At 62.6% G+C, this 12,290-nt stretch carries 11 protein-coding genes; 4 read left to right on the plus strand and 7 right to left on the minus strand.

Annotated elements, in window-relative coordinates:
- Nucleotides 1-371 precede the first annotated feature (371 nt).
- Nucleotides 372-1,382 (minus strand): LCP family protein, encoded by a 1,011-nt coding sequence (locus E3O46_RS11235; protein ID WP_134449672.1) that lies wholly within the window; start codon nucleotides 1,380-1,382, stop codon nucleotides 372-374.
- Nucleotides 1,383-1,599: 217 nt separating this feature from the next.
- Here E3O46_RS11235 and galU point away from each other — a divergent pair, with 217 nt between their 5' ends.
- The 4 genes from galU to E3O46_RS11255 all read left to right on the plus strand — a co-directional run bounded on the left by galU (nucleotide 1,600) and on the right by E3O46_RS11255 (nucleotide 5,583).
- Nucleotides 1,600-2,493, plus strand: a complete 894-nt coding sequence (gene galU, locus E3O46_RS11240; protein ID WP_134449673.1) for a UTP--glucose-1-phosphate uridylyltransferase GalU — start codon at nucleotides 1,600-1,602, stop codon at nucleotides 2,491-2,493.
- Nucleotides 2,494-2,693: 200 nt separating this feature from the next.
- On the plus strand, nucleotides 2,694-4,244 hold the full coding sequence (gene istA, locus E3O46_RS11245; protein ID WP_134561724.1) for an IS21 family transposase: 1,551 nt from the start codon (nucleotides 2,694-2,696) through the stop codon (nucleotides 4,242-4,244).
- Nucleotides 4,241-4,990 carry an ATP-binding protein gene (locus E3O46_RS11250; RefSeq protein WP_134449675.1) on the plus strand — a complete coding sequence of 250 codons (750 nt, stop codon included), beginning with the start codon at nucleotides 4,241-4,243 and terminating at the stop codon, nucleotides 4,988-4,990. The genes istA and E3O46_RS11250 overlap by 4 nt, the downstream gene beginning before the upstream one ends.
- Nucleotides 4,991-5,274: 284 nt before the next feature.
- Nucleotides 5,275-5,583, plus strand: a complete 309-nt coding sequence (locus tag E3O46_RS11255; RefSeq protein ID WP_134449676.1) for a hypothetical protein — start codon at nucleotides 5,275-5,277, stop codon at nucleotides 5,581-5,583.
- 7 nt (nucleotides 5,584-5,590) lie between these two features.
- Here the strand turns inward: E3O46_RS11255 and E3O46_RS11260 are convergent, their stop codons facing one another.
- The 6 genes from E3O46_RS11260 to E3O46_RS11285 all read right to left on the minus strand — a co-directional run bounded on the left by E3O46_RS11260 (nucleotide 5,591) and on the right by E3O46_RS11285 (nucleotide 11,977).
- A complete protein-coding gene (locus E3O46_RS11260) occupies nucleotides 5,591-6,364 on the minus strand; it encodes an HAD-IIB family hydrolase (RefSeq protein ID WP_134449677.1) in 774 nt (257 codons plus the stop codon).
- Between the two features lie 51 nt (nucleotides 6,365-6,415).
- Nucleotides 6,416-7,729 carry a UDP-glucose dehydrogenase family protein gene (locus E3O46_RS11265; protein WP_134449678.1) on the minus strand — a complete coding sequence of 438 codons (1,314 nt, stop codon included), beginning with the start codon at nucleotides 7,727-7,729 and terminating at the stop codon, nucleotides 6,416-6,418.
- A 195-nt stretch (nucleotides 7,730-7,924) separates the two neighbouring features.
- The gene (locus tag E3O46_RS11270; RefSeq protein ID WP_134449679.1) at nucleotides 7,925-8,461 is read right to left on the minus strand and encodes a sortase; all 537 of its coding nucleotides are present in this window, start codon (nucleotides 8,459-8,461) and stop codon (nucleotides 7,925-7,927) included.
- Nucleotides 8,462-8,670: 209 nt separating this feature from the next.
- A complete protein-coding gene (locus tag E3O46_RS11275; RefSeq protein WP_134449680.1) occupies nucleotides 8,671-9,654 on the minus strand; it encodes a GDP-L-fucose synthase family protein in 984 nt (327 codons plus the stop codon).
- A 2-nt stretch (nucleotides 9,655-9,656) separates the two neighbouring features.
- On the minus strand, nucleotides 9,657-10,688 hold the full coding sequence (gene gmd / locus E3O46_RS11280) for a GDP-mannose 4,6-dehydratase (protein WP_134561725.1): 1,032 nt from the start codon (nucleotides 10,686-10,688) through the stop codon (nucleotides 9,657-9,659).
- Entirely contained in the window at nucleotides 10,685-11,977 is a 1,293-nt protein-coding gene (locus tag E3O46_RS11285; protein WP_134449682.1) for a glycosyltransferase, read from the minus strand. The genes gmd and E3O46_RS11285 overlap by 4 nt, the downstream gene beginning before the upstream one ends.
- Nucleotides 11,978-12,290: the final 313 nt, after the last annotated feature.

Below are 12,290 nucleotides of genomic sequence, written 5' to 3' on the forward strand. Positions count from 1 at the left end.
TTTCGGGTGAACACGATTATCGTCCAGAAGCGCCATCTGGGCAACGACTTTAACGCTCGGTGTTAGCGCTCCCCCGCCGCTGCGGTGTCGACCTCGCCTCAGATCAGGTCCATCCCCGAGTTTTCCCACCCGCAGCCCTCTCGCGGACACCGATCCAGCCAGGACCGCACGTCAAGCTCCGCCGGCATGGCATACGGCCCGCGCACGACAGGGCTGTCGCAGTTCGGGCACAATAGAATGAACATGCGATCATCGTAGGCACAATCTGGCTTGAGGAGCCAGCCACGCAGTGTCACATCCCCGCGGTAGAGGTCACTTCCTTGCAACCGGCCCGACGACCAGGCCACGCCGATCGACTGCCGCCCCAGGACCTACTGCGCCGGGACCGTCTGCATGGTCTGGTACTCCGGCTCGAACGTGTCGAGGGTATCCGTCTGGAACGCGTGCTGCACTGTCGCAAGCTTCGCCAGGTCGAGGTTCACGATCGACTGCCCGTTGCTCGACACCGCGATCCCCTTCGTTGGCGCCGTGAAGAACGTGAAATCCGTCGAGCGGATGCTGGCCAGCGACCCCGCGAGCGCCGTCAGGTAGTCGACGTTGAGGCCTTCGTCCACGGCAATGTACGGACGCACCGCAGACAAGAGGGCGGATACCTTGCCGGGATCGGTCAGCGTCTCCGGCTGCATCGCCTTGGTGAGGGTGGCCCGCATCACCAGCTGCTGGTTGCGCACCCGCTGGAAGTCCCCGTCGGGGAACGCCCGCCACTCGCGCGCGAAGGCGAGGGTCTCGTCGCCGGTGAGGTGTTGCATCCCCGACGGGTAGTAGTGGTCGCTCGCGGAGGACTGGAACCCGACCGGGTTCAGGATGCCCACCCCGCCGAGCGCATCGGTGAGGCCCTTGTACCCGGCGTAGTCCACGAGTGCGACATGGTCGATGCGGGTGCCGATGAGTCCCTCGATCGTTTGCACGGCGAGCGGAACGCCGCCATAGGAGAGCGCCGCATTGATCTTGTCCGAGCCGTGGCCGGGCAGGTCGAGCCAGCTGTCCCGCAGGATCGACATCACGTAGACGTGGTGCCGGTCTGCTGGAATGTGTACAACCATGATGGTGTCGGAGCGCTGTTTACTGATGTTCACGAGCGAACCGTTGACTTGATCCCAGGTGTCCGAGCCCAGCAGCAGGATGTTCTGCGCCCCTGCGGCGAGCCCGGTCGAGACCGGCGGCCGGGCGGCATCCGCCGGAAACGGCTGGGACAGGGTGGGGAGCTGGAGGTCGAAGAGCCGCCCGACGATAGACCCGATGCTCGCGACATCGGCCGCCGCCGCCAGAACGAGCACGAGCACGATGGAGGTGATTCGCCAGACCCCCGACGGCTGGCGCACAGCAGCCGACTCCGTCACGATTCTCGATTCGGGTTCGACACGGTGGGCCTCCAGCAGTCACGGTGCAAGAACGGTGCGTTTCAGGTGCAAACAATATAGCTCGGGCCGCAAGCCCTGTCCCGGGGGCCAAAGGCCCAAAAACACCCGTAAACGGGGGCGACACGCCGTCTATCACCGCGTAATGACGCCGTAACCTTTCTTCAATAACCTGAGTGGCATGACCACGAAGATAACCAAAGCCGTCATCCCCGCCGCCGGGTTGGGTACGCGCTTCCTGCCTGCCACGAAGGCCATGCCCAAGGAGATGCTCCCGGTCGTGGACAAGCCGGCAATCCAGTACGTCGTCGAGGAAGCCGTCGCCGCCGGCCTCACCGACGTGCTCATGATCACGGGCCGCAACAAGAACGCGCTCGAGAACCACTTCGACCGGATGACCGAGCTCGAGGACCTCCTCGAGAAGAAGGGCGACCAGGACCGCCTCGCCAAGGTGCGTTTCGCCACCGGACTCGCCGACGTGCACTACGTGCGCCAGGGCGACCCGCTCGGTCTCGGCCACGCCGTATTGCGTGCAAAGATGCACATCGGGTTCGAGCCCTTCGCCGTTCTCCTGGGCGACGACATCATCGACGACCGTGATGTGCTGCTGTCCAAGATGCTCACCGAGCAGACCAAACGCAACGCCACGATCATCGCCCTGATGGAGGTCGAGCCGGAGACCATCCACCTCTACGGTTGCGCTGCCGTCGAGACCACGGACGACCCCGACGTGGTGAAGGTGACCGGCCTGGTCGAGAAGCCTTCCGCAGCGGATGCCCCGTCGAACCTGGCTATCATCGGTCGCTACGTACTCCGCCCCGAGATCTTCGAGGTTCTGCAGAACACCAAGCCCGGCAAGGGCAACGAGATCCAGCTCACCGATGCCCTGCAGGTGATGGCGGTCAACCCGCAGTTCACCGGCGGCGTCTACGGCGTCATCTTCCGCGGCCGCCGCTACGACACCGGCGACCGGCTCGACTACATCAAGGCCATCGTGCAGCTCGCTGTCGACCGCCCCGACCTCGGCCCGGACCTGCGCGTCTGGCTGCAGGAGTTCGCCGCGACCCTCGAATAGCGGGAGCACACAGCACCCCGAAGGGGCACGGAACCGTCTGGTTGAATATTGGCTTCGATGGGCACCACCTGTGGTGCGGGTGAGCCCCACTGTTCAGATGCGTGATTCGTATCGTTCAGCCCCACTGCCGGCGTGGTTGAGCACCACCTGAAAAGCTCCTCCCACCATGTGAGCGCCACGTGGTGGAAGGAGTACCGGTAATGGTACGGAAGATCAAAGCAAAGCAGATCCTGCAGCTGCGAAATCAGGGCTTGTCGCGACGGGCGATCGAGTCCGCCCAGGGGATGTCCCGGCACAGCATTCGGGCTGTGCTCGATGCAGCAGAGCGGCTCGGGGTCGGCTGGGACGACGTCGCGGAGTTGTCGGAGGCCATGGTGTATTCGACGTTGTTCCCCGGCCGCGGCGTCCACGAGAGTGTGTTCGCGCAGCCGGACTGGGCGCGGGTGCACACCGAGCTGGCCCGGGTCGGGGTGACGCTGAAGCTGTTGCACCAGGAGTATGTCGACGCCTCATCGATGGCGCAGGCGACGATGAGCTACGACCGGTTCTGCCGCCTCTATGCCGAGCACGCCGCGGTCTCTGGGGCGACGTCGAGGGTCGGCCACAAGGCCGGCCGCAGCATCGAGGTCGACTGGTCCGGGCCCACGATGCAACTAGCGGATCCGACGACCGGTGAGATGTCGAGGGTGTATTTGTTCGTCGCCTGCCTGCCGTTTAGCCGCTACGCCTTCGTGGAAGCCACCCTGGACATGCGGCAGGAGTCGTGGTTGCGCGCCCACACGGCGATGTTCGCCTTCTTCGGCGGCAGCGTCCCACGCCTGGTGCCGGACAACTTGAAGACCGGGGTGATCTCTCACCCGAAGGAAGGCGAGGTCGTTTTGAACGACTCCTACCGGGAGATGGCGGCGCACTACTCGGCCGCAGTGCTCCCCGGCAGAGTTCGCCACCCCCGCGACAAGAGCAGTACTGAGAACACGGTGGCCCATGTCGCGACCTGGGTCATCGCCGGTTTGAGGAAGGAGACGTTCACCTCGCTGGCACAACTGCGCCAGCGGATCCGGGAACAGATGGACGCCTATAACCGGGAACCCTTCCAGAAACGCACCGGGTCCCGCCTCAGCGTATTCACCACCGAGGAGAAGCTGCTGCTGCAGGCGCTGCCGGCGGTCCCGTTCGAGATCAGCACCTGGTCCTACAAAAGGAAGGTCAACACCAACGCCCACGTGGTCTGGGCCAAGAACTTCTACTCCGTTCCCTTCAACCAGATCGGCGCGCTGGTCGACCTGCGCGTCACCGAGACGATGCTGGAGGTCTATCGCCGCGATGAGCGCCTGGCCAGCCACCTGCTGCTGCCGGCAACGACCAGCAACCAGTATCGGACCAACGAGGCCGACCTACCCGAAGGTCGCAGTTTCCAGGCCTGGGACCGGACCCGGATCGAGGAATGGGCGACGCGGATCGGGCCGGCAACTGTCACCGTGACGGCCAAGATCTTCGAAACCGTCTTCATCGACGAGGCCGGCTTCGATGCGGCGTTGGCGGTGCTGAAACTGTCGCGCCGGTTCTCCCCGGCCCGGGTCGAGGCCGCCTGCGCGCTCGCGTTGCGGGGTCCGGTCCGATCCCCGCGCTATGCGCATCTGCGGCCGATCCTCGACACCGGGCAGGACAAGACAGGACAGGCCCCCGAGCCCGAGAGCGACGATGGCGGGTATGTCCGCGGCAGCGCCTACTACGCCGGAGGCACCCGGTGAGCGCCCTCGACGGGGAGACCAAACGCAAGCTCCGCGAGATGAACGCCAGCGAGCTGCTGCAGGCGATCGACACCCAGGACGACACCCTCAGCATCGGCCTGGCCTTCGAGGAACGGGTCCGGCTGGCCGTCGACGACGCCTACTCGACGTTCATGCATTCCAAGGTCGACGGGCTGATCCGGCGGGCAGGACTGCGTTATCCGAACGCGGATCTGCGGCGCATCGACCTGCTCGACGAGCGCGGCCTCAACCGGCAGGTGCTCACCCAGCTCGGGACCTGCTCATTCGTCACCCGGCAGCAAAACGTCGTCTTCCAGGGCTTCACCGGGTCGGGGAAATCGTATCTGGGCTGCGCGATCGCCAAACGGGCCTGCGCGCATCGCATCCGCGCCCACTACATCCGGATGCCTGACCTCGAGGAAGCCTGGGTCGCCGCGCAGGACGCCCCGGGCGGGGCGAGCAAGTTCCTCCGCAAATATGCCGCGTTCACGCTGCTGGTCATTGACGAGTGGCTACTCGACCGGCCGACGGAATCGATGCGGACGATGCTGCTGGAGTTGATGGAGCGCCGTTACGGCGAGACCTCGACGGTGTTCTGCACCCAATATCAACAGAAGGACTGGCACCAGCGCCTCGGCGCCGGCGTCCACGCCGACGCCATCATGGACCGCATCATCCACAACACCACCTGGGTCGACACAGGCACCTACAACATGCGGGAACAAGCCGCCCTCGCGACCGCGTAATCCGTGACGAGGAGCACCGGTGGTGCTGAGCCACACCACCACTGGTGCTCTTCCGCACGAACGGTGGGGCTCAACCGCACGATCGGGTGGGGCTCAAAGGCTCGAATACTCAGTCTGGTTCCGTGCCCCTTCTTATGGGTACACCCGCAGTGCGTGACGAGTTCATTTCCCGGACATTGCGCTTTGTAAAAGTTCAGCACGTTCGTACTTCTTCGGCCGTATTCTGGCCAGAGTGCACTAACGATTCCGCCCGGACACCGCCAATCGTCACCAGAGGATTCACAATGTCGTCACCGCGCCCCGAAACATCGCCACCCTCCCCCGACTCATTACCTGCCGCCTGGCAGGTCGACCTGAAATCGATCCACCCGCTCGTCTTCGACAAGTTCGACAGCCCGAAGGCCGTGCCGAAGATCGTTTCGGTCTACTACCCCCTGCAGGGTTGGAACAATTCGATGAAGCGCGCTGTACTCACGATCGGGCTCGTCCACGACCTCCGCTCCGACGGGGCCACCCTCGTGCTCGCGAAATGGCGGAAGCTCGAGCGCACGTTCACGCTGAGCACCCTGGACTTCCCGGTCGACCGGGGCTGACGACTCGTCAGACGGATGCGGCGGCGAGCTTAGGAATCAACGTCTCCAAGAACGCGGCAGTGTCTTCCCAGCCCTCGACAGCGAAGCACTCGACCCCGAGCGCGAGAACCGGGTAGTCGTTGCCGTTCTCGTCGAGACGGTCGCCGACGAAAAGCATGTCATCGAGGGGCACCCCGGTCAGCTGCGCGAGCTTCTTCATGCCGTAGGCCTTGTCGATGCCCTGTCGGGTGATATCGACAGAGGTCGACCCTCCGGAGCGCACCTCGAGGTCGGGCAGCAGCATCTGCACCGCTTCACGCAGGGTGTTCTTCTTGCTCCCGGTCGGGTCCCAGGCGACCTTGGAGGCCACGGGAGCGGCCTGGCCGAGCGCCGAGAACGTAATTTGCGAACCGCGGTCTTCCAAGATCGGACCCCAAGTGTTGCTTTCCCAATAACCGAGTTCTCGGGCCGTGGTCTCGACAGCCACGAGCGCCCGCGACTTCTGGTCATCGGTGAGGTACTCCGCGTAGATCTGCGTCCAGCCACCCCGCTTATGCAGGAAGTACTGCGTACCGCAGGTGGGCATCAGGTGCAGGCGGGCCAGGGTCTCATCGTCGACGTCGTTGAGGTTGTCGATGAGTTGCATGTGGAACTGACCGATCTGGCCACCGGAAATCACGCAGACCTCCACAACACCGAGCAGGCGCACCATCAGGTCGGCCATCCGCGGGTCGATCGGGGATTTGGAGGCCGCAAGTGTGTCATCCAGGTCAAAGGCCACCAGGCGGGGAAGAGTCGTCATGAGTGTGCTGTTTTCCTAACTGAATACTGAGAATGCCCGATGTCGGCCCGGTTACGGACGGCCCAGACCATGGTAGGTCCAGCCGGCAGCACGCCACGCGGCGGCGTCGAAGGAATTGCGTCCGTCGATGACGATCTTGTTCTTGACCAGGGCACCGACCCAGGCCGGGTCGAGGTGTCTAAATTCAGGCCATTCGGTCACGAGCACGACAGCGTCCGCGCCGCGCAAGGTCTCCTCCAGGTCGGTCGAATAGGTGAGCTGGGGGTGCCGCGCCCGCGAGTTCTCGATGCCCTGCGGGTCGGTCGCAACGACGTTGGCGCCGAGACCATGCAGTTGCACGGCGACGTCGAGTGCTGGCGAGTCACGCACATCGTCGGAGTGCGGCTTGAAGCTGAGGCCAAGCACGGCCACCTTGGCGTTGTACGCGCTACCACCGAGTGCCGAGACGGTGAGGTCGATCGCACGCTGGCGTCGACGCAGGTTGATCGAATCCACTTCCTTGAGGAAAGCCACGGATTCGCCACGACCGAGTTCTTCGGCCCGGGCTGTGAACGCCCGGATGTCCTTCGGCAGGCAACCGCCGCCGAAGCCGACGCCGGCGCCCAGGAAACGGCGCCCGATGCGATTGTCGTAGCCGATCGCATCGGCAAGCTGCGTCACATCGGCTCCGGTGACCTCGGCAATTTCGGCCATGGCGTTGATGAAGCTGATCTTGGTGGCGAGGAACGCGTTCGCTGCGACCTTCACGAGTTCGGCCGTGGCGAAGTCGGTGACCACGAGAGGAGTCTCCGCGGCAAGTGCGGCGGCGTAGATCTCGTTGAGCAGCGCGGTTGCGTGCTCGCCGGGCTCTCCAGCGGCAACACCGTAGACCAGACGGTCCGGGCTGATGGTGTCTTTCACGGCGAAGCCCTCGCGCAGGAACTCAGGGTTCCAGGCGAGTGTCGCACCGGTTCCCGATGCTTCCACGATGCCCGCGAGACGAGTGGCGGTCCCGACGGGGACAGTACTCTTGCCCACAACCAGGTCCCCCGCGCCGAGGTGCGGCAGGAGCGCCTGTACTGCAGCGTCCACGTAGGTGAGGTCCGCGGCGTAGCTGCCGGGCTTCTGCGGGGTGCCGACGGCGACGAAATGCACGCGGGAGCCAGCAACTTCGGCAATGTCCGTGCTGAAGCGCAGCCGGCCTGTGGCCATGGCCGAGGTCAGGATCTCGGGAAGGCCAGGTTCAAAGAACGGCGGAAGCCCGACGGCAAGCTGCGCGATCTTCTTCGCGTCGACGTCGATACCGACGACCTCATGCCCGAGCTCTACCATCGCGGCCGCGTGCACGGCCCCGAGATACCCACAACCAATGACAGAAATCTTCATACGTCTAACTCCATACAAAAAGCCTAACGGCGGCGGAACCGAGAATCGAACTCACCTCGGGGTAACGGATGGCAAAGGATCTGCCTCCGGCGTTAAGAAAGGCCCCGGACGATGTCCGGGGCCTTTCCTGGGGGGGGTCACTTCGTGGCGATCAACTTCACACAGTGTCGGAAGAAGTTGCCTCTTGAGTAAACGCTACGCGGCTACGCGGCGGCGGCGAACGAAGCTCAGCACAACCACGAGGGCGATACCGAGGAGGAGCGCACCAGCGGCAGCCCAGATCAGAAGAACCGGGGTGTTGTAGCCGGTGCTGGCGAGGGTCTGTCCGGTCGCGCCGTTGTCAGCGGCCACGACGGTGAGTGTCGCCGTGCCGACGGTGCCGGAGGTGAGGCCGGTGGCCGTGGTGGTGTAGGAACCGGTCGCGTCCGTCGGAAGCGTGACGGAAACGCTGGCCGCACCGGTGGTGGTGGCCGACTTGACGAGCGTCGCCGTTCCGGACTTCACGACGGAGAGAGTAGCGACGCCCGAACCGGTGACGGCGAAGGAGACGCTCTCACCGGGCGTGAAGGACGCGCCGTCGAACGAGACCGTCACTGCCTGGCCAGGAACCGGGGTGCTGTCGGAGACGGCAACGTTTGCTGCCGGGACGTAGCCGGCAGCGTTAGCTGCGGCCGGGACTGCGAAAACGGCGAGGACTGCGAGCGCAATCACCGCGAGGATCTTTTTTGCCATGGTGTTATCCCTGCTGTGGATCACAATGATTTTTCGCCGACACTGGCTGACCTCGAGTGAGGCTACCCCCTACTTTAGGGGACATTCACAGCCCGTTTCCAGTTCGCGTGTTTCTATCGGGTGAACATTTCGTTGCATTGCATACACCCGAGTAGGCCAAAAGCGAGCGCACGCCTCGCGGGCGTGCGCTCGCTTTTCACTCAGCGCCCCTACTGTCGAATGCTAGTGACGTGGTTCCGATACCACTGCACCGTTGATACAAGCCCGTCTTCCAGCCCGATCTGAGCTGTCCAGCCTGCGTCTGCGAGCTTGGAGACGTCGAGGAGTTTCTGGGGCGTGCCGTCGGGCTTCTCTGTGTCCCAGAGAGTCTCTCCTGTGAATCCCACGACCCGCGCGATTGTCTCCGCAATTTCACGAATGGTCACGTCAGACCCGGTGCCTACGTTTACCTGCTCGGGACCGTCGTAGTGCTCCATCAGGTGCAAACACGCTGCAGCCATGTCGTCGACGTGCAGGAACTCGCGGCGTGGAGTGCCTGTCCCCCAGTTAGTAACGGTGGCGGCGCCAGACTGCGCCCCCTCGTCGTATCGGCGTATGAGCGCCGGAAGGACGTGCGACCCTTTCGGCGAGAAGTTGTCGCCGGGACCATAGAGGTTTGTCGGCATCGCTGAGATCCACGGCAACCCGTATTGGCGCCGAACGGCCTGAATCTGCAGGATCCCTGCGATCTTTGCGATCGCATAGGCGTCGTTTGTCGGTTCGAGGTGCCCCGTGAGAAGGGTGTCCTCTCGTATTGGTTGCGGGGCGAGCCGCGGATAGATGCAGGACGATCCCAGAAACAAGAGGCGTTCGACGCCACACTTTAGGGCTGCGTCGAGCACGTTCACCTGTATCCGCAAGTTGTCGCTCAAGAAGTCGACCGGGAACGTGCTGTTCGCCAGGATCCCGCCCACCTTCGCGGCCGCCAATACTGCGTAACGCGGCTTCGCTTCCTCAAAGAATGCGAAGACGGCATCTCGGTCCTTGAGATCCAGCTCAGCAGAGGTCCGACCGATCAGATCGGTGAATCCCTCCGCCTCTAGTCGGCGCCAGATCGCGGATCCGACCAAGCCGCGATGACCTGCGACGTAAAACCGACTTGAGCGGTCCAGGACTCCAGGCACGAATTTGACGTGGTCGCGGTCGTCCGCCATGACTACTTCGTACCCCAACTCGCGAGTTTGACCTCATCGATCCAGTGGCCACCCGCATGCTCGAGCGCGACGATGTCGGCGTCCACCATGATGCGGGCGAGTTCGGCGGTGTCGACCGTGGCCTTCCAGCCAAGCTTGGCCTCAGCCTTGGAGGCGTCGCCAACGAGAGCGTCCACCTCGGTGGGGCGCAAGTATCGCTCGTCGAAGCGCACGTGATCTTCCCATTTGAGGCCGGCGTGACTGAATGAGGTCTCCACGAAGTCCCGCACCGTGAAGTTTCCGCCGGTGGCAAGGACGAAGTCATCGGGCTCGTCAACCTGCAGCATGCGCCACATGCCCTCCACATATTCTGCGGCGTAGCCCCAGTCACGGATCGAATCGAGGTTGCCAAGGTAGACATGATCCTGTCTACCCGCCTTGATGGCTGCGACGGCGCGTGTGATCTTTCGAGTAACAAAAGTCTCGCCACGGCGCGGAGATTCGTGGTTAAAGAGAATGCCGTTCACGGCAAACATGTCGTATGCCTCGCGGTAATTCTTAGTGATCCAGTAGCTGTAAACCTTGGCTGCGCCGTACGGCGAGCGGGGGTAGAACGGGGTCTCCTCATTCTGAGGTGGCGGAGTAGCCCCAAACATCTCCGAGCTTGACGCCTGGTAGAAGCGTGTCTCAATACCAGACATGCGTACGGCCTCGAGCAGGCGAATGGTGCCCATACCCGTCGTGTCACCGGTGTGCTCGGGCTCGTCGAAGGACACACGAACATGCGATTGCGCAGCAAGGTTGTAGACCTCGTGCGGCTGAATCTCGGCGAGCAGAGTGACAAGGCGGCTGCCGTCACTGAGATCGCCATAGTGAAGGAACAACTTGGCCTCGGGGTCGTGCGGGTCAACATACAGGTGATCAATTCGGGCCGTATTGAACGTCGAAGCACGTCGAACTAGCCCGTGCACCTCGTAGCCCTTCGAGAGCAAGAGCTCGGCAAGGTACGAACCATCCTGACCGGTAATTCCAGTGATGAGAGCGCGCTTTGTCATGAATTTCCTCCATCTTTGCCTAACGAATGCGAGTGACCATCGACATGGTCCTGCATTGACGTCAAGCCCCTTAGCCATTGAGCAAATCGGTCAATGGCCACTTCTTGCCCTAGGACGTCTGCGCGGTAGCGCATTCCATTCGCGCCGAACAAAGCAGCCCGCGCTGGGTCGTCCCGGAGCCCAATTGCCTCATCGATTATTGCCTGTGGGTCTTCGGCGTCCACAACGACTCCACCCCTCGCCGACTCGATTTCGGCCGCAGTCACCCCTCTGCGATCGGTTGCCGCGATCACGGGCCGACCTGCATTGTAATAAGACGTCAGTTTGCTGGGCACGGCCATCTCGGAAACACCGAGCTTCTCGTTGACCAACAAAATGTCTGCAGATGCGAGTGCCCTTTGGAAACCAAAGTCGTCGAGAGAATCGATGAACTGCAGTCGAGAGATACCTTTTCCCTGGGCCATGAGCGCGTCTCGTTGGCTTCCGTTTCCCAATAAAACGAAGCGGACCGGGAGGTCCTGTGCTTCCGCAAGTCGTGCGGCTTCGACCACATTCCCGAGAGCCTGCTTAATCCCCATGTTCCCAGCGTGTAGGACAACGGTCTCATCTGGATTCCAGCCGTGAGTCGCACGGACGGCGGTGAAATCGAAGGGCGGAGTCGGTTTGAGGTGGGTCCAGTTTCGAATTACCTCAATTTGCGCAGATCCGATGCCGAACTTTTCACCTAGGTGGGCGGCGAACCGGGAATGAATTACAACCACGCCCGATGCTGCCGCGATCGTGACCTTCTCTACCCAAGTCACTACCCTGGTGATGAAATCTGAACCGGTCCCAGTTTCGGCCATCCCCAAGCTATAGAGGTCCTGTATCCAAATGTTAACAATGCGCTTTCGGTGGCTCATCCGCGCTCTGAGCATCGCAAGGGCGGTCGAAAAGAGCGCTGGCGAGACCATCACAATCACGTCTGGGCGACCCCATTTCGCGAACATGACGCCTATTCCAAAGGAAATCTCAGAAGCCAAACGTTTTAGGCCTTCGGGGCTGGATGGAACGTAGTGCGGCAACCGTGTGACGCGAACGCCATCTAGAAATTCGGACGTCTTTCTACCGCCAAAGCCGGCATGGACTTTCCACTCCGGGTAGTGAGGATGTGCCGTTATGACATCGACGGCGAAGCCGCGTTCCACAAGCCCCTGAACAAGCCCACTCGTGTATGGCGCTATCCCGGTGACCTCCGGTGAGAAGTTCAGGCCGATGACGAGCACCTTCAGCTGAGTCTGCTTGGTCAATGACGATCTGCTTTCTGGTTCTTGATACTTGCTCAAAGTCAGTTCAACTAATCAAAACTGGAGGTGTGCCCGGTCCCGAAACAGGCGCTCCACAACCCACTAACACCCTAGCGTCGTCCAGTTTCGGGCCTCCCCCGTTCGGGTTACAGCCTGATTTCATTCTCATGACGTAAGGGCATCATCCGAACGACCTTCCGTACCCGTTTGTCAAGGGCCATGAAGAACTGCCCGCTGGCGGCCACGGAAAATGCCCGCTGATGGCCATGAAAACTGCCCACTCATGGCCAACAGATCTGCCCACCAGGATTCGGCG

Source organism: Cryobacterium glucosi, from assembly GCF_004402235.1.
Taxonomy (GTDB): Bacteria; Actinomycetota; Actinomycetes; order Actinomycetales; family Microbacteriaceae; genus Cryobacterium; species Cryobacterium glucosi.